We start from the raw sequence: 14,955 nt of genomic DNA, 5'->3' as shown, positions 1-14,955 counted from the left end.
GGGTCAGCGCAGGTCCGGTGGATTCATCGAAGCGTCGCGGACACAGGGATCACCGGCGTCCGGTGTCAGGCACGCCTCGATGTCCGGTGGAAACCGCGGAATCCTGCTGGTCTGCATCACCACCCAGCGCATGATCGTGTGCAGGTAGTTGAGTGGCAGCATCGTGAGCCACATGAAACCCGGGAGCTGCGCGTCTTCGGCGAAGATGCGCTCCTTGCCGGACGCGAAGCTCTCGCGCTTGCCGTCCAGCGGCATGCAGTAGTGCACCGCGTCCACGACGGCTGCCGGTCCTTCTTCCATGTAGCGCCGCAGGAACTCCCAGTGGGCATGCGCGTTCTCGATGCGGGAGGTCGCGATGCAGAACGCGAACGTCTCCCGTACTGTCACGCCATCCGCGTCTAGGATCAGTCCGCGGACATCCCAGTTGTACCATCCGAAGGTTCCGGTTCCGCGGCCAAGCGTGAAATACACCCGGTCCCAGGGCGCGCTGAGGGTGGTGCCATCCAGCCGGAACACGTGTATCTGCCGATGCTTGCGATCAAGCGCGATCGGATAGTAGGTCCAACGGAACAGCTCGAGGCAAGCTACCCATATGCTCGCTGCAGTGAAGACGGCCAGCATCGCCATGCCTATGAATATCGCCTCCCACAGGCCGTTTTGGTTCGGTAGCCTGTTCACGACCAGCAACCAGAGCAGCATCAGCATGCCGCCCAGCCCGAAGGCAATGCCGATCGCGCCCAGCAGGGCTGCAAAGCCACGTGCGGCGAACCAGCGATCCACCGAAACCAGACAGTTCGAATTCATCTTCACCACGCACAGCTGCGCCAGCGGCGCGACATCCAGTCGCTTCTTCCGCAGCAGGCGGTGCTCACGATCAAACGCATTCAGCGGGCGGTTGTTGGGAAATTTGCGCGTGTATCCGGTGTAATCCATGGGCGATCCCTGCGCGATTCCAGCGCCCGTTGGATTCTAGCGGGATTATCCTGGGGGAGATCAGCGACGAACGTCGAACTGGTCGCTCTCCATCAGCGCCCGGACTTCAGCTTCGCGGGCAGGGCTGAAGTCGCCGGGAATGGCGTGCTTCAACGCGCCCGCAGCCAGTCCGAAGCGCACGGTGCTTTCTGCGTCCAGCCCGGACAGCAATCCGTGCACGATGCCGGCGGCAAAGGCAGCGCCACCGCCGATGCGATCAACGATGCCGGGCAGCGGCCTCGGAGGAGCCTGCGCGCGGGTTCCATCGCGTCCCAGCAGCAGCGCACCGAGCACGTGATGGTCGGCGCTGATTACCTGGCTGTTTCTGAAGAACTACCAGCGCCAAGCTTGATCTGGCGCGACGCACACCTGCGTTGAAGCGCGCAATGCATCACGAAACGGTGAATGGCCCTCCTGCCCCGCCGAGCGCAAAGAGGTTTCCTGCTACCTTCGGCCGTGGAGCCGGCACTGGCTCCTGAACTCATTCCATGGAGGAAACCTAGATGTCGCTAGCATCAGTTCTGCTTGTTCTCGCGTCAGCTCAGAGTCTCGCGGTCATGCCGGCAGGCCAGGCATTTTCGGAGAAGGAATCGGATATCGCTGCCAAGGCCTACATGAGTGCGAACGGCGTGTCACTCGACACCGCCAAGCGCAGGCTGGAAGTTGAATCCGAGCTACCTTCGGTCATCGCCGAACTGAAACGGCGATACAGTGATCGGCTCACATTTGTTTCGATCGAAAACATGCCCGATCAACACCTCGTTGTTGGACTGAAGGGAAACATGATGGAGGCGGTCCGGCACTTCAGAGTGAGCGACTCATCCATCAGGGTCGAGTTCGAGGAGGGGTATCCGTACACGGAGAAGGAGTTCTCCGAAACCATGCATAGAGTCGTTCCACTTGTGGTCGAACTCATACCTGATGCAGTGAGTGTGGACGGCCGCCCCGAGCTGGGCATGATTGACGTTTCGGTTCGTGGAGCCGATGCAAAATCGTATGAAGCGGCCAAGCGCAAGATTGAAGAGGCTGCGAAGCTGAAGGTCAACATCATCCTTGGGAGGGATCCCTTCCGCAATTCGGCGTACACCGCCGGTGGGGCGATCCTGACTGCCAATGGCAGGATGTGCACAAGCGGCCTTGCGGTTCGGCACAAGCTGACCAAGGTAAAAGGGCTCCTTACGGCAGCGCACTGCGATGATCAGTTGCTTTACAGCAATTACGGTCATGAGGTTGGTGGCCCGCAGGTCATGATGCCACTGACATTCCAGGACGCGCTCTTCGACGGTAGTCACGATGTTCAATGGCACTCGCTTCCTGCTGGAAATACACCGCTCCAGGAAGTGTTCGCAGAATTGAAGGGTGAGTACCAGACGAAGGCATTGATACTGATCCATGCGGACCTTCCACTGCATGGCCTCCTTTGCTTCCGAGGGGCTCGCACCGGCTTCAGTTGCGGAACCGTCACATCGGTGCAGCACGCCCCGTTGGGCGTATGTGGCGCTGCAGTCTGTGCACCCACTTGGGGAAGAGTGGAAGGCTCCGAACTTGCATGCGCGTCCGGTGACAGCGGCGCCGCCGTCTTCAACAAGAGCGGCTCAGGCTACGGGATCGTAAAATCCGCTGAGAATCCCAGTGATTCAATCGAGAAGGGAAGCTGCAAGGCGTTGACCGTCATGCCCTTCGGCAAGGTTGCCGATCTGAATCTCGACCCGGTATGAGGCACCGGGACCGAGGAAGCCTTCAGTAGGCGCCGCAGGGAATTGCTGCGGGCAGGAGAGGTGGCGCGCTCTGCCGTGGGCGAGAGCAGGGCACCACGGCGGCGGACTATGCCGATCGTGCGCGACACTACCGGGTTGCCGATCGCGCGTGTCACCAGGGTGGGGTGATCCCCGTCCGGCGTGGCCATCTTCGGCAGCGCTGACACGCCGATGCCGGCCTCGACCATGCCCAATGAGTCGACAGGTGGGCCACTTCGTAGTGCCAGCTGAGCTTGAGGCTCTCACGCGCCAACGCACCATTCAGCAGCGTGCGGTTGCCGCTTGTGCGGTGCACGGTGATCAACTGGCGCTTGGCCAGATCCGCCCATTCCACCTTGCGCTTGCGTGCCAGGGAATGATTGTGCCGGGTCGAACAGGCCTTCGCGCCGGGCCAGCCGGGCCAGCCCGGCCAGCATCATCATGCCGATCAGGAACAGATAGACATCGCGGCCCTCGGCCACCGCGTGCAAGGTCGTGCCGAACGGCACCGTTCCCAGCAGTGGAAGCAGAAGAGCAGCCCCCAGTGCCCACACGTACTCCGGAATGCGGAATGGCCGGAACAGCAGGCCGAGGGTCGCCACGGTCACGGCCGCCCAGATGAGGAAAGAGGAACAGGAAGCGAGCATCGGGCGGGGTGTCGCACCTCCCCGCATAAGGTGGGAGCCATTCAGGGCGTTGCGGTGGACTCAACGATGTTCGACTACCAGGGCTGGACCTTCAAGGCCAATGGCCGAACCCGGGTGGCCCGGGTGGAACTGGATGGCGACGGCGACGGCACCATCAACCGTTACCGGTTGACCCTCGGGCCCGCCCAGTCCGGGCTGTGCATCAAGGTGGCCTCGCAGGAGGAAGCCGCCAAGAGGCTCGAAACCGAGGTGGAGAAACTGCTCGGCCCAGAGTGGTAAAGAGGGGAGTGGTAAAGAGGGCTTCACTGCGGCAGAAGCGTTGTGAGGTTGCCAGCGCCACTCCGCAATCTCAGTCCATGCGACGGCCGACCGTATTCTTACGGCCATGCATTCGCCCTCCAGCGCTCCCGATTTCATGATAGCCCGCCGGCCCTCGGGCTGGGTGCAGAGCGGCGAGCGCTGGGATCTGTGGTGGAACGGCCGTTCGGTGGCCAGTATCGTGCCGCATGCCGCGCTCGGGTTCCGTCTGTACCTGGACGCACGCAAGATGTCACAGGTCAAGGTCGTGTCCGCCACCAGCACCCGTCAGGCCAAGCGCTACGCCGAGCGCTGGTGTGCTGCACGGCTCTGCCCGCAGTTGCCTCTGCGCGATGCGGTGGCGCGATTGGTGGATGCCGGTACTCCACCGCCTCCGGCGCTCACGCGGGAACAGCGGCAGCAGGCCCGGCGCCTGGCCGAAGCCGGGGCAGGGGAGATGGGGCGGATCAAGGAAGCGCTGGCGCCACGGCCGCGCATGACGGCCGCCAGGCCCGAGGTGCAGGGGCGAGGTGGAGCCTGGTCTGTACCAGGCCAGGTTCCATCCTCCCCGCGCCGAAACGGGAACACATCCCCAGCCAGGGCTACGCCGAAAGCTCCTCACGTACGATCCTCGCCCCCGCGCTGAGTGCGCGCAGCTTGCCCCTGGCCACGTCGCGCGCCAACGGCGCCATGCCACAGTTGGTGCTCGGGTAGAGCTTGTCGGCGTCCACGAACTGCAGCGCCCTGCGCAGCGTGTTGGCCACATCCTCCGCCGATTCCACCGTGTTGGAGGCCACGTCGATGGCGCCCACCATCACTTTCTTGCCACGCACCAGCTCGATCAGGTCGATCGGTACGTGCGAGTTGTGGCATTCCAGCGAGATGATGTCGAGGTTGGAGGTCTGCAGCTTGGGGAACGACTCTTCATACTGTCGCCATTCCGATCCCAGCGTCTGCTTCCAGTCGGTGTTGGCCTTGATGCCGTAGCCGTAGCAGATGTGCACGGCGGTCTCGCACTTCAGCCCTTCGATCGCACGCTCCAGCGCGGCCACGCCCCAATCGTTCACTTCGTCGAAGAACACATTGAAGGCCGGCTCATCGAACTGGATGATGTCAACGCCGGCGGCCTCCAGCTCCTTCGCTTCCTCGTTGAGGATCTTCGCGAACTCCCAGGCCAGCTTTTCGCGGCTCTTGTAGTGCGCGTCGTACAGCGTGTCGATCATCGTCATCGGGCCGGGCAGCGCCCACTTGATCGGCTGCGTGGTCTGCCGGCGCAGGAACTTCGCATCCTCCACGAACACCGGCTTCGGACGGCTCACTGCGCCGACCACGGTCGGCACGCTGGCATCGTAGCGGTTGCGGATGCGCACGGTTTCGCGCTTCTCGAAGTCGACGCCGCTGAGATGCTCGATGAAGGTAGTGACGAAGTGCTGCCGGGTCTGCTCGCCGTCACTGACGATATCAATGCCGGCATGCTGCTGTTCCTGCAGGGACAGGCGCAGGGCGTCCTGCTTGCCCTCGATCAGGCTTTCGTCCTGCAGCTTCCAGGGTGACCAGAGCTTCTCGGGCTCGGCCAGCCAGGAAGGCTTGGGCAGGCTGCCTGCAGTGGAGGTGGGGAGCAGCGTCTTCGTCGGCATTGTGTCGTGTGTCCTGGGGGAGAATGGAAAGTCGATGGATCAGCGGGCGGCCCACTGCTCAAGCACGGCGCGGTACGGCTTGATGAAGTGTTCTTCGGTGAACCGGCCCTGCTTGACGGCCAACTGGCTGCGCTCTTCGCGGTCGTAGACGATGCGGGTGGAGGAGTAATCCTGGTGCTTCAGGTTGGGCTGGTAGACCTTGCCGGCCACGGAATTGGCGTTGTAGATCTCCGGCCGGTAGATCTTCTGGAAGGCCTCCATCGTGCTGATGGTGCCGATCAGCTCCAGGTTCGAGTAGTCCCCCAGCAGGTCGCCCTGGAAGTAGAAGGCAAGCGGCGCCACGCTGCCCGGTGGCATGAAGTAGCGCACCTGCAGGCCCATCTTGTCGAAATACTGGTCAGTGGGGGAGGACTCGCCCTGGCGGTATTCCACGCCCAGGATCGGATGGTGGTTCTCGGTGCGGTGGTAGGTCCTGCTGCTGGAAACACTGATGCAGATCACCGGCCCCTTGCTGAAGTTGGCGCGGTAGGCGTCCGAGCGCAGGAAGTGCTTGAACAGCTTGCCGTGCAGGTCGCCAAAGCCCTCCGGAATGCCGAAGGTGTCCTTGCCTTCGTTGCTGGCCGGAAGCACCACGCTGAAGTCGTAGTCACGGACATAGGACGAGAAGTTGTTGCCGACGATGCCTTCGGTGCGCGCGCCGGTGTGCGTGTCAACGATGGTCGGGCGCAACACTTCGATCAACGGGAAAGGATCGCTGCCGTCGGCGCCGTCGATGTGCATCTCCACCGAGATGATGTCCAGCTCGACCGCGTAGCGATCGGCGCTTGGGTTGTCCCAATGCGCCAGATCATTGAAGCGGTTGTTGATCATGCGGATGGTGTTGCGCAGGTTTTCCTGCCGGGACGCGCCGCGCGCCAGGTTGGCGAAGTTGGTGGTGATGCGCGTGCCTTCGGCCGGCTGGTAGTCCTCGTTGAACGGGATGCGCGTGATGCTGAAGGTGAAAGCGTCGTTCGTCATGGGCGGCGTTCCGTTTGCAGGGTGACATCCAGATGCAGGTCGGCGGCATCTGGCATTCAAAGGGCTTCGATGGCCTCAGCGGCGGCGACTGGCGCGCGGCGATTGGACAGCGCAAGCAGCGGCATTGCGCGCTGCACCGCCAGTCGTGCGCGCTGGATCAGCGCTTCGTTGTGCACGCGCCCCTCGGCGAAATCGCGGTCGGTGGCATACACGCCCAGGGGCGGGGTGCGGGCCTGGAAGAAGCTGAAAAGCGGCCGCAGCTGGTGATCGATCACCAGTGCATGGCGGTCACTGCCGCCGGTCGCGGCCAGCAGGATGGGGGTATCGACCAGCGCGTCCTGGTCGATGAAGTCGAAGAAGTGCTTGAACAGCCCTGTGTAGGAGCCTCGATAGACCGGCGTGCTCACCACGAGCACATCGGCCCGTTCGACGGCCACCAGCTGGCGCTCGACAACCTCCGGGAGCTGCGAACGCCACAGCGCACCGGCCAGCTGCGGCGCCAGTTCGCCGAGTTCGATCAGCTGTTGTTCGCTGCGCATGTTGTCGCCGATCAGGCCCAGCAGGTGCTCGGCGAGGGTGGCGGCCCGGGAGGGGCGCTGCAGTCCACCGGAGACGGCGACGATTCGGAGGGGGCGTTGGGATGAAGGCATGACCCGATCCTAGCCATGCCTTTCCATGACGTAAAATGGTATTACTTCACCTATCCATGAGTGAGATTCATCTTTATGTTGGAGCGGATCCACCTCAGCATCGTGCAGCAGGTCGAGCAGCAGGGCTCGCTCACCGCAGCGGCCGGCGTGCTCAACCTGACCCAGTCGGCGCTCAGCCACAGCATGAAGAAGCTGGAGCAGCAGCTGGGTACCGATGTCTGGCTGCGCGAAGGCCGCAGCCTGCGGCTGACCCAGGCCGGGCAATATCTGCTGGCAGTCGCCAACCGGGTGCTGCCGCAGCTGGACCTGGCCGAGGAGCGCCTGCGCCAGTTTGCCCAGGGCGAGCGCGGCGCGCTGCGCATCGGCATGGAATGCCACCCCTGCTACCAGTGGCTGCTGAAGATCGTCTCGCCGTATCTGGCCGCGTGGCCGGATGTGGATGTGGACGTCAAGCAGAAATTCCAGTTCGGCGGTATCGGCGCCTTGTTCGGCTACGAGATCGACCTGCTGGTCACCCCCGACCCGCTGCTGAAGCCAGGCCTGAAGTTCATCCCGGTGTTCGACTACGAGCAGGTGCTGGTGGTGGCCAGCAACCACGCCCTAGCCAAGGTGGACCACGTAAAGCCGCGCCAGCTCAGCCAGGAAGTGCTGATCAGCTACCCGGTGCCGTTCGAGCGCCTGGACATCTACAACCAGTTCCTGCTGCCGGCCGGCATCACCCCGCGGCGCCACAAGGCCATTGAAACCACCGACATCATGATGCAGATGGTGGCCAGCGGCCGCGGCGTGGCCGCCATGCCGCGCTGGCTGGTGGAGGAGTACGCCGCGCGCATGGACGTGGTGCCCGTACGCCTGGGTGCCAAGGGCATCCCCAAGCAGATCTATCTGGGTGCGCGCGAGGCCGATACCAGCATCGATTACCTGCAGGCCTTCATCGAGCTGGCCCGCAACAGCTCGCCGCTTGCCGGCAACGCAGACGGAGCCCGTTGATGCCCGTACCTGGATCACTGCGGGCGGAAGCCTTCATCAACACCTTTTCATTGGAGGTCAGCGCGAAGGCCATGCCCGCGCTGCGCGCCGAGGCTGACCGCATACCGCGCGGCACGATCATCTCCATTCCCTGGCTGGCCAGCGAGGATGACGACGCACGCCTGGCCGCCGCACGCACGGTGCGCGCGCTCGGCTTCGAGCCGATGCCGCATCTGTCTGCGCGCCGTATCGGCTCGCGCGCGGTACTCGGGCGGTTCCTTGAGCGCGCGGCCAGCGAGGCTGGTGTCGAGCAGTGCCTGGTGATCGCCGGTGACCTCGCCACGCCTGCTGGACCGTTTGCAGACAGCATTTCGATCATCGAGGCCGGACTTCTGGAACGGTGCGGCATCAAGGTCGTTGCTATCGGCGGGCACCCGGAAGGGCATCCTGTAATGAGCAGTGACGAACGCTGGCAGGCGCTGGAGGGAAAATGCCAGGCCATCGAAGCACGTGGCATGGCCCCCTTGGTCGTCACCCAGTTCGCCTTCGATGCCGATACCGTGCTGGCCTGGCTGGATGCACTGCGCGCGCGTGGCATCACGGTTCCGGTGCTGGTCGGTGTGCCGGGCCCAGCCAGCATCCCCCGGCTGATGCGCTATGCCGCAATGTGCGGCGTGGGCGCCAGTGCATCGATGTTGGCCCGGTATGGCATCTCGATCGGCCGGCTGCTCGGCACGGCGGGGCCGGAAGCGTTCGTCGACCGCCTGGTGAAGGGGTTGACCAGTGCCCATGGCCCGGTCAGCCCGCATTTCTTCCCGTTCGGCGGTGTTGCGCTGTCGCTGGAGTGGATGGCGCAGTACCGGCGGCGCATTTCCAGTGCCCGCAGCGTAATCCCCGAAGGCTGACAGCTGTCACTGGCTGCAACCCGGGCGGAAGCGAATAGTGAGCGCCAAGGCGAGCGCACCTCGCCACCACTCACCAAGGGGACCGCTCATGAACATGCTTCAGCACCTCGCCTCGCAGACGCCGATCTGGGTCTGGCTGCTGCTGGCCTTCCTGGTCACCCGTGGCATCGCCGCCATGAAGCCGGCCGAGACCTCGCTGCAGAAGCTGGCGATCGTACCCGCCTTGTTCGCCGTATGGGGTGCGTGGTCGGTCAGCCATCGCTTCGGCGCGTCGCTGAGCGCCTGGAGCGAATGGCTGGCCGGCATCGCCACGGGCGCCGCGCTTGCCTGGCTGCTGCTGAATCGGTTGAAGCTGACGCTGGACCGCAGTACCGGCAAGCTCTGGCGCAACGCGGATTTCAGCCTGCTGCCGCTGCTGCTGGTCACTTTCCTGGTGAAGTACGGGTTCGAAGTCGCATTTGCGGTGTCGCCGTCGCTGTCCGCCAATGCTGGCTTCAATGCCGCCTACCTGCTGCTGGCAGGCGGATTCACCGGCATCTTCGTTGGCAAGTACGGCCGATACCTGGCCTCGCTGCGGATGGATGCGGCAGGCAAGGGGCTGGAAACCGCAGGCTGATCGCCCGGGTAGTGCCGGCCGCTGGCCGGCTTCCCCATGCAGGGTTGTGCGGGGCTGACGCAGGCGTCACCATGCCCACCACTGGCCAACACCGGAAACGCTGACGTCATGAAGACCACATCCTGGTTCTGGATCAACGTGGCCAGTCACTTCGGTATTGTCGCCGCCCTGGCCTGGCTGCCCGCACGGTGGACGGGCCAGCTTGTAGAGGGTTTGGCCGGCACTCAGCCGGCTACTGGCGATGCCCAGCATGTGGCCCTCATTGGTTCCATTTTTGGCTTCTGCGTGACCGCACTGATCTTCATGGGGGCGCTGACAGTCACCGGCGAACTCCTGGGTTTCTCCAGGCCCTATGCGCGGCGGCCGGAGCCCCGGAACGAAGCGCAGGTCGTGCACCGGAAGGTGTTGCTGGTTGCATTCGCCACGCTCTCGTGGGTGGCCGTGGGATCGCTTGCAGGTATTGCGTCGATCTTCGCGGCTTCGTCATGAAGGGCGGCCCTGCCAGCGTCTGGCGCGCCGGAACGCATAGGCGCGTGAACCGCGCAGTTGCTCACGCCTCCCCGCGCCACTGGCTCATCAGCATCTGCAGGAATCGCTCCGCCGTGGGCGAGAGCAGGGCGCCGCGGCGGCGGACGATGCCGATCGTGCGTGACACCACCGGGTTGCCGATCGCGCGCGTCACCAGGGTGGGGTGATCTCCGTCCGGCGTGGCCATCTTCGGTAGCACCGACACGCCGATGCCCGCCTCGACCATGCCCAGTGACGTCGACAGGTGGGTCACTTCGTAGTGCCAGCTCAACTTGAGGTTCTCGCGCGCCAGCGCACCATCCAGCAGCGTGCGGTTGCCGCTGGTGCGGTGCACGGTGATGAGCTGGTGCTCGGCCAGATCGGCCCATTCCACCTTGCGCTTGCGTGCCAGAGGATGATCGCGCCGGCATGCCAGCACGAATGGATCTTCAGCGAGCACGTCGAAATCGAGATTCGGATCGTTGGCACCCATGAAGTTGATGCCGAACTCCACTTCGCCACGTTCCACTGCCTGCAGACCCTCCGTGGCCGGGATATCCAGGATGCGGAAGCGCACGTTCGGGTGCGCTTCGTGGAAACGCGCCATCACGCTGGGCAGGAAGTAGAACGCCGCCGTCGGCAGGCACGCGATGGTCACGGTAGCGCCGCGGGTGTCTTCGCGGCCACGCAGTGAGAACAGCGAGCCATCGAACTCCTCCAGCATGCGGCGCACCAGCGGCAGCAGGTTCTCGCCGACGGCGGTAGTGCTGACGCTGCGCGTGGTGCGCTCCAGCAGCGGCGACCCCACCGCCTGCTCCAGTTTCTGGATGCGGCGGCTGAGTGCTGGCTGGGAGACGTGCAGGATTTCTGCGGCTCGATGGAAGCTGCGGGTCTCCGAGACCAGCAGGAAGGCGCGTAGATCCAGGATTTCGCAATTGATGCTCATGGGGTATCAATCATCCAAAAATCAGCAATTCACAGATCAATTGGGGCCATGCCAGTATCGAATCACAGAGGGGTCATTCATCCCCTATACGCATCAATCTAGCACACGTATGTCCAACGATCTGCTCAGCATTCCCTGCGTACTCATGCGCGGCGGCACCTCCAAAGGCCCGTTCTTCCTGGCCAGCGACCTTCCGATGGACATCGCTGAACGCGATCGCCTGCTGCTGGAAGTGATGGGCTCGGGCCATCCGTTGCAGATCGACGGCATCGGCGGTGGCAACGCGCTGACCAGCAAGGTGGCGATCATCGACCGCTCCAGCCGTCCGGACGCCGATGTCGACTACCTGTTCGCCCAGGTGCGGGTAGAGCAGCAGGTGGTGGATACCTCGCCGAACTGCGGCAACATGCTGGCGGCCGTAGGCCCGTATGCCATCGAGCGTGGGCTGGTGCAGGCGCAGGATCCGCAGACCGAGGTGCGCATCCACAACGTCAACACCGGCAAGCTGATCATCGCCACGGTGGAAACGCCCGGCGGCAACGTGGTGTACCGCGGTGACACGCGCATTGCCGGCGCGCCGGGCTCGGCCTCGCCGGTCAGGCTCGCTTTCCTTGATGCGGCAGGCGCCCGCACCGGCAAGCTGCTGCCCAGCGGCCACGCGCAGGAAACCATCGATGGCGTGCCGGTCAGCCTGGTGGACTGCGCGATGCCGATGATGCTGGTGCGCGCAGAAGATCTGGGCGTGCGCGGCGATACCCCGCCCGCCGAACTGAACGCGGACGCGGTATTCATGCGCCGGCTGGAAGCGCTGCGCATCGAGGCGGGCGCCCGCATGGGCATCGCCGACGCCGGCAACAAGGTCATTCCGAAGCCGGTGCTGCTGTCGGCGCCGCAACATGGGGGCGATCTGCAGGTGCGCTATTTCATGCCGCATCAATGCCACACCGCGCTGGCCATTACCGGCGCGGTCGGCCTGGCCACCGCCGCTGTTACGCCGGGCACGCTGGCCCACACTTTGGTCGGATGCCTGTCCGTTCCCGGCAGCATTACCCTCGAACATCCGAGCGGGGCCCTGGAGGTGGGCCTCAGTCGCAGCTCGCAGGACGCGCCGGTCGTTGCCAGCGTCGTGCGCACCGCACGCCGGCTGTTCGAAGGACGCGTGTTTGCCACCACGCCAGCACTTGCCGTGGCCGGTTCCACCCAAGCCCGCCAATGGACGTCAGCGGCATGATCTGAACCCGGACGGGCCGGCGCAGGTGCGCATGCCCGCCATTACAACGTAGATGCTTCACTCCTGGGAGGGATGATGTACAAGCAGTTCTTGATGGCCGCGCTGTGCGCGGCTGGTCTGGCCGCGGCCGGATGCAGCAACAGCGGGCGCACCGAAGGCGCATCCGCCGGCGGTGGTGACCATGCACCGGTACGCATCAGCGTCGGCTCCTACAACCTCAACAACCTGCCGTTCTTCATCGCCGACGCCAAGGGCTACTTCAAGGACGTCGGCCTGCAGGTGAAGACCGAGAACTTCGCCCAGGGCGGCTCCAAGGTATTGCAGGCGCTGGTGGCCAATTCCACCGATGTGGCCGTCGGCTTCTACGACCACACCATCCAGATGCAGGCCAAGGGCAAGGACGTGGTGGCCTTCGTGCTGCTCTCGCGCAACTCCGGCCTGGTGATGGCCGGCCGCGACGATGCCACCTTCGATCCGGCCCGCCCGGAAACCATCAAGGGCCAGAAGGTCGGGATCACCGCGCCGGGCTCATCGTCGGACTTCTTCGTCCGTCACTTCCTTGCTCAGCACGATATCCCGGTCGACAGTGTCTCGCTGATCGGCGTCGGCTCGGGCGCGGCTGCGGTGGCCGCGCTGGAGCAGGGCAAGATCGACCTGCTGGTCAACTACGACCCGGCCGCCACCCTGATCACCGAGCGCAAGGTCGGGAAGATCCTCCTCGACGCGCGCAGCGATGACGGCGCCCGCCAGGTCTATGGCGGCCTGTACCCGACCTCGGTGATGTACGCCAACCAGAGCTTCCTGGACAAGCGCCCCGAAGCGGCCGAGAAGATCGCCCGCGCCGAGCAGATGGCGTTGAAGTTCATCGCCGACAACAGTGCTGAAGACATCGTTGCGGCGCTGCCGGACAGCTACGTCTCCGGCGACCGCGCCACCTATGCGCGCGCGGTGGAGAACGCCCGCGCGATCTTCACCCGCGACGGTCATTTCACGCCGGCTGATCTGGAAACGCCGTTGAAGGTGCTGCGCGAGTTCAATACGGATGTGGCCAAGGCCGACATCGATCTGTCCCGCACCTACACCAATGCCTTCGTCGAGCGTGCCAACGCTGCGGCGCCGGCTGCCCAACCGTAAGCGGAGGTAACCCCATGGCCCTCAATGCCACCGTGCGCCAGCTCAATGGCGCACCGCAGCTGGAGCCTGCACAGACCATGGTCGCCATCAACAAGGTGACCATGTCCTTCGGCGAATTCACCGCCGTCCGTGATGTCGACATCCAGGTGGGGGACGGCGAGTTCCTTGCCATCGTCGGGCCGACCGGCTGCGGCAAGAGCACCATCCTCAATTCCGTGGCAGGCCTGCTGAAGCCGTCGTCCGGGCAGGTCAGCATCGATGGCCGTGCGGTCAGCGGCGTCCAGGAGTCGGTCGGCTACCTGTTCCAGCAGGACGCGCTGCTGCCGTGGAAGACGGCTTACCAGAACGTTGAGCTCGGCCTGCGCTTCCGCGGTGTGCCCGAAGCCGAACGCAAGGCCAAGGCCAACGCGTGGCTGGCCAAGGTCGGCCTGGCCGGTTTCGAGCACCGCTATCCGCACCAGTTGTCCGGTGGCCAGCGCAAGCGCGTGCAGATGGCGCAGGCGCTGATCGTCGAGCCGAAGGTGATCCTGATGGACGAACCTTTCTCGGCGCTGGACATCCACACCCGGCACCTGATGCAGAACGAACTGCTGCGCCTGTGGCAGGAGGACCGGCGCTCGGTGATCCTGATCACCCACGATCTGGAAGAAGCGATCGCCCTGGGCGACCGCGTGGTGGTGCTGTCATCCGGTCCGGCCAGCCGCGTGGTGCGCAGCTTCGACGTGGATCTGGAACGCCCGCGCAACGTGGCCGAGATCAAGCTGGATGACCGTTTCACCGACCTGTACCGCGACATCTGGGCCTGCCTGCGCGGCGAAGTGGAGAAGAGCTATGCACGCCAAGACTGACAAGTTCATCCAACTGGCCCTGGTTGTGGCCGTGTTCGGTGGCTGGGAGGGCGGCATCGCGCTGGGCGTGATCGATCCGTTCTTCTTCCCCTCGCCAACGGCGATCGTGCAGCAGGCCTGGACCTGGCTGTCCGATACGTCGTTCTACCAGCACGTCTACATCACCCTGACCGAAACCGCGCTGGGCTACATCATCGGCACCGGCCTCGGCGTGGCCGGCGGTGTCTGGTTGGGCCTGAGCCGCCGCTCGGCGCGCATCCTCGATCCCTTCATCAAAGGCTTCAACGCAATTCCGCGCGTGGTGCTGGCCCCGATTTTCGTGTTGTGGCTGGGGCTGGGCCTGTGGTCGAAGGTGGCGCTGGCGGTCACCCTGGTGTTCTTCACCACGTTCTTCAATGCCATGCAGGGCGTACGCGAGGTGAATCCGGTGGTACTGGCCAATGCCCGCATCCTGGGCGCAAGCCGCAGCGACCTGCTACGCCATGTCTACTTCCCGGCAGCAGCCAGCTGGATCCTGTCCTCGCTGCGCACCTCGGTGGGCTTCGCCGTGGTCGGCGCGATCATCGGTGAGTACCTCGGCGCCTCGGCGGGCCTGGGTTACCTGATTGCGCAGGCAGAAGGCAACTTCAACGCCGTCGGTGTGTTTGCCGGCATCATCATCCTTGCCGCCTTCGTGCTGGTCATCGACGCGCTGCTGGACGTGGTCGAGAACAAGCTGATCACCTGGCGTCCCAACGCCCAGGCCCAGGCCACCAGCTGACCGGGCCGGGCTGAGCCCGCCTGCCGCGCCGCCGGGCCGATCCGGCGGCGCGCGCTTCCTCCCCCGATCTTCCCCCGCACCAC

16 protein-coding genes and 3 pseudogenes are annotated in these 14,955 nt (G+C 64.5%); 11 read left to right on the top strand and 8 right to left on the bottom strand.

Translation table 11 applies throughout. The features are described 5' to 3' along the window. Positions 1 to 3: 3 nt before the first annotated feature. Together ACUDTM_RS03305 and ACUDTM_RS03300 are read right to left on the bottom strand one after the other, a co-directional pair. A complete protein-coding gene (locus tag ACUDTM_RS03305) occupies positions 4 to 933 on the bottom strand; it encodes a DUF6708 domain-containing protein (protein ID WP_070489131.1) in 930 nt (309 codons plus the stop codon). Between the two features lie 60 nt (positions 934 to 993). After that, positions 994 to 1,290: pseudogene (locus tag ACUDTM_RS03300) on the bottom strand (PfkB family carbohydrate kinase); the annotation flags it as partial. A gap of 185 nt (positions 1,291 to 1,475) precedes the next feature. Here ACUDTM_RS03300 and ACUDTM_RS03295 point away from each other — a divergent pair. Continuing rightward, entirely contained in the window at positions 1,476 to 2,690 is a 1,215-nt protein-coding gene (locus tag ACUDTM_RS03295; RefSeq protein ID WP_445391144.1) for a hypothetical protein, read from the top strand. A 65-nt stretch (positions 2,691 to 2,755) separates the two neighbouring features. Here the strand turns inward: ACUDTM_RS03295 and ACUDTM_RS03290 are convergent. Then, a pseudogene (locus ACUDTM_RS03290) lies at positions 2,756 to 3,090 on the bottom strand (LysR substrate-binding domain-containing protein); the annotation flags it as partial. Further along, positions 3,029 to 3,355, bottom strand: a pseudogene (locus ACUDTM_RS03285) (arsenic transporter); the annotation flags it as partial. The pseudogenes ACUDTM_RS03290 and ACUDTM_RS03285, both read right to left, overlap by 62 nt. A 66-nt stretch (positions 3,356 to 3,421) precedes the next feature. Between ACUDTM_RS03285 and ACUDTM_RS03280 the strand changes: the two are divergent. After that, positions 3,422 to 3,634 carry a hypothetical protein gene (locus ACUDTM_RS03280; RefSeq protein ID WP_111007751.1) on the top strand — a complete coding sequence of 71 codons (213 nt, stop codon included), beginning with the start codon at positions 3,422 to 3,424 and terminating at the stop codon, positions 3,632 to 3,634. 106 nt (positions 3,635 to 3,740) lie between these two features. Then, positions 3,741 to 4,298 carry a hypothetical protein gene (locus ACUDTM_RS03275; protein ID WP_227836732.1) on the top strand — a complete coding sequence of 186 codons (558 nt, stop codon included), beginning with the start codon at positions 3,741 to 3,743 and terminating at the stop codon, positions 4,296 to 4,298. Here the strand turns inward: ACUDTM_RS03275 and ACUDTM_RS03270 are convergent. From ACUDTM_RS03270 to msuE, 3 genes are read right to left on the bottom strand one after another with little or no spacing between them, the layout of a single operon-like run. Beyond that, positions 4,255 to 5,289, bottom strand: a complete 1,035-nt coding sequence (locus ACUDTM_RS03270; protein ID WP_072167097.1) for a methionine synthase — start codon at positions 5,287 to 5,289, stop codon at positions 4,255 to 4,257. The genes ACUDTM_RS03275 and ACUDTM_RS03270 overlap by 44 nt on opposite strands. 39 nt (positions 5,290 to 5,328) lie before the next feature. Further along, positions 5,329 to 6,306, bottom strand: a complete 978-nt coding sequence (locus ACUDTM_RS03265; protein ID WP_445391143.1) for a DUF1852 domain-containing protein — start codon at positions 6,304 to 6,306, stop codon at positions 5,329 to 5,331. 56 nt (positions 6,307 to 6,362) lie between these two features. Then, entirely contained in the window at positions 6,363 to 6,956 is a 594-nt protein-coding gene (msuE, locus tag ACUDTM_RS03260; RefSeq protein WP_445391142.1) for an FMN reductase, read from the bottom strand. Positions 6,957 to 7,031: 75 nt separating this feature from the next. On the opposite strand from msuE, the gene ACUDTM_RS03255 reads away from it, so the two are divergent. The 4 genes from ACUDTM_RS03255 to ACUDTM_RS03240 all read left to right on the top strand — a co-directional run bounded on the left by ACUDTM_RS03255 (position 7,032) and on the right by ACUDTM_RS03240 (position 9,935). After that, on the top strand, positions 7,032 to 7,946 hold the full coding sequence (locus tag ACUDTM_RS03255; RefSeq protein WP_072167094.1) for a LysR family transcriptional regulator: 915 nt from the start codon (positions 7,032 to 7,034) through the stop codon (positions 7,944 to 7,946). Further along, entirely contained in the window at positions 7,946 to 8,830 is an 885-nt protein-coding gene (locus ACUDTM_RS03250; protein WP_445391141.1) for a methylenetetrahydrofolate reductase, read from the top strand. Before ACUDTM_RS03255 ends, ACUDTM_RS03250 begins: the two co-directional genes overlap by 1 nt. An 88-nt stretch (positions 8,831 to 8,918) precedes the next feature. Next, positions 8,919 to 9,446 carry a DUF6622 family protein gene (locus tag ACUDTM_RS03245; protein WP_072167092.1) on the top strand — a complete coding sequence of 176 codons (528 nt, stop codon included), beginning with the start codon at positions 8,919 to 8,921 and terminating at the stop codon, positions 9,444 to 9,446. A gap of 108 nt (positions 9,447 to 9,554) precedes the next feature. Then, positions 9,555 to 9,935 (top strand): hypothetical protein, encoded by a 381-nt coding sequence (locus ACUDTM_RS03240; RefSeq protein WP_072167091.1) that lies wholly within the window; start codon positions 9,555 to 9,557, stop codon positions 9,933 to 9,935. 61 nt (positions 9,936 to 9,996) lie between these two features. On the opposite strand, the gene ACUDTM_RS03235 is transcribed toward ACUDTM_RS03240, so the two are convergent. Then, on the bottom strand, positions 9,997 to 10,899 hold the full coding sequence (locus ACUDTM_RS03235) for a LysR family transcriptional regulator (RefSeq protein ID WP_010485668.1): 903 nt from the start codon (positions 10,897 to 10,899) through the stop codon (positions 9,997 to 9,999). 109 nt (positions 10,900 to 11,008) lie between these two features. On the opposite strand from ACUDTM_RS03235, the gene ACUDTM_RS03230 reads away from it, so the two are divergent. The 4 genes from ACUDTM_RS03230 to ACUDTM_RS03215 all read left to right on the top strand — a co-directional run bounded on the left by ACUDTM_RS03230 (position 11,009) and on the right by ACUDTM_RS03215 (position 14,872). Then, positions 11,009 to 12,130 carry a 4-oxalomesaconate tautomerase gene (locus ACUDTM_RS03230; protein WP_151354690.1) on the top strand — a complete coding sequence of 374 codons (1,122 nt, stop codon included), beginning with the start codon at positions 11,009 to 11,011 and terminating at the stop codon, positions 12,128 to 12,130. 75 nt (positions 12,131 to 12,205) lie between these two features. Further along, the gene (locus ACUDTM_RS03225; RefSeq protein WP_151354683.1) at positions 12,206 to 13,264 is read left to right on the top strand and encodes an ABC transporter substrate-binding protein; all 1,059 of its coding nucleotides are present in this window, start codon (positions 12,206 to 12,208) and stop codon (positions 13,262 to 13,264) included. Positions 13,265 to 13,278: 14 nt separating this feature from the next. Continuing rightward, the gene (locus tag ACUDTM_RS03220) at positions 13,279 to 14,112 is read left to right on the top strand and encodes an ABC transporter ATP-binding protein (protein ID WP_049467258.1); all 834 of its coding nucleotides are present in this window, start codon (positions 13,279 to 13,281) and stop codon (positions 14,110 to 14,112) included. Beyond that, the gene (locus ACUDTM_RS03215; RefSeq protein WP_005409726.1) at positions 14,096 to 14,872 is read left to right on the top strand and encodes an ABC transporter permease; all 777 of its coding nucleotides are present in this window, start codon (positions 14,096 to 14,098) and stop codon (positions 14,870 to 14,872) included. The genes ACUDTM_RS03220 and ACUDTM_RS03215 overlap by 17 nt, the downstream gene beginning before the upstream one ends. Positions 14,873 to 14,955: the final 83 nt, after the last annotated feature.

The organism is Stenotrophomonas maltophilia group sp. vghtpe118, from assembly GCF_052605195.1.
This window is presented reverse-complemented; position numbering and strand designations above follow the sequence as displayed.

What these genes read in the sequence shown, in the direction of transcription:
- ACUDTM_RS03235 (WP_010485668.1), bottom strand. Translation starts at nt 10,899, where the DNA reads ATGAGCATCAATTGCGAAATCCTGGATCTACGCGCCTTCCTGCTGGTC.
- ACUDTM_RS03270 (WP_072167097.1), bottom strand. Translation starts at nt 5,289, where the DNA reads ATGCCGACGAAGACGCTGCTCCCCACCTCCACTGCAGGCAGCCTGCCC.
- ACUDTM_RS03255 (WP_072167094.1), top strand. Translation starts at nt 7,032, where the DNA reads ATGTTGGAGCGGATCCACCTCAGCATCGTGCAGCAGGTCGAGCAGCAG.
- ACUDTM_RS03295 (WP_445391144.1), top strand. Translation starts at nt 1,476, where the DNA reads ATGTCGCTAGCATCAGTTCTGCTTGTTCTCGCGTCAGCTCAGAGTCTC.
- ACUDTM_RS03215 (WP_005409726.1), top strand. Translation starts at nt 14,096, where the DNA reads ATGCACGCCAAGACTGACAAGTTCATCCAACTGGCCCTGGTTGTGGCC.
- ACUDTM_RS03225 (WP_151354683.1), top strand. Translation starts at nt 12,206, where the DNA reads ATGTACAAGCAGTTCTTGATGGCCGCGCTGTGCGCGGCTGGTCTGGCC.
- ACUDTM_RS03240 (WP_072167091.1), top strand. Translation starts at nt 9,555, where the DNA reads ATGAAGACCACATCCTGGTTCTGGATCAACGTGGCCAGTCACTTCGGT.
- ACUDTM_RS03220 (WP_049467258.1), top strand. Translation starts at nt 13,279, where the DNA reads ATGGCCCTCAATGCCACCGTGCGCCAGCTCAATGGCGCACCGCAGCTG.
- ACUDTM_RS03245 (WP_072167092.1), top strand. Translation starts at nt 8,919, where the DNA reads ATGAACATGCTTCAGCACCTCGCCTCGCAGACGCCGATCTGGGTCTGG.
- ACUDTM_RS03275 (WP_227836732.1), top strand. Translation starts at nt 3,741, where the DNA reads ATGCATTCGCCCTCCAGCGCTCCCGATTTCATGATAGCCCGCCGGCCC.
- ACUDTM_RS03250 (WP_445391141.1), top strand. Translation starts at nt 7,946, where the DNA reads ATGCCCGTACCTGGATCACTGCGGGCGGAAGCCTTCATCAACACCTTT.
- msuE (WP_445391142.1), bottom strand. Translation starts at nt 6,956, where the DNA reads ATGCCTTCATCCCAACGCCCCCTCCGAATCGTCGCCGTCTCCGGTGGA.
- ACUDTM_RS03230 (WP_151354690.1), top strand. Translation starts at nt 11,009, where the DNA reads ATGTCCAACGATCTGCTCAGCATTCCCTGCGTACTCATGCGCGGCGGC.
- ACUDTM_RS03305 (WP_070489131.1), bottom strand. Translation starts at nt 933, where the DNA reads ATGGATTACACCGGATACACGCGCAAATTTCCCAACAACCGCCCGCTG.
- ACUDTM_RS03280 (WP_111007751.1), top strand. Translation starts at nt 3,422, where the DNA reads ATGTTCGACTACCAGGGCTGGACCTTCAAGGCCAATGGCCGAACCCGG.
- ACUDTM_RS03265 (WP_445391143.1), bottom strand. Translation starts at nt 6,306, where the DNA reads ATGACGAACGACGCTTTCACCTTCAGCATCACGCGCATCCCGTTCAAC.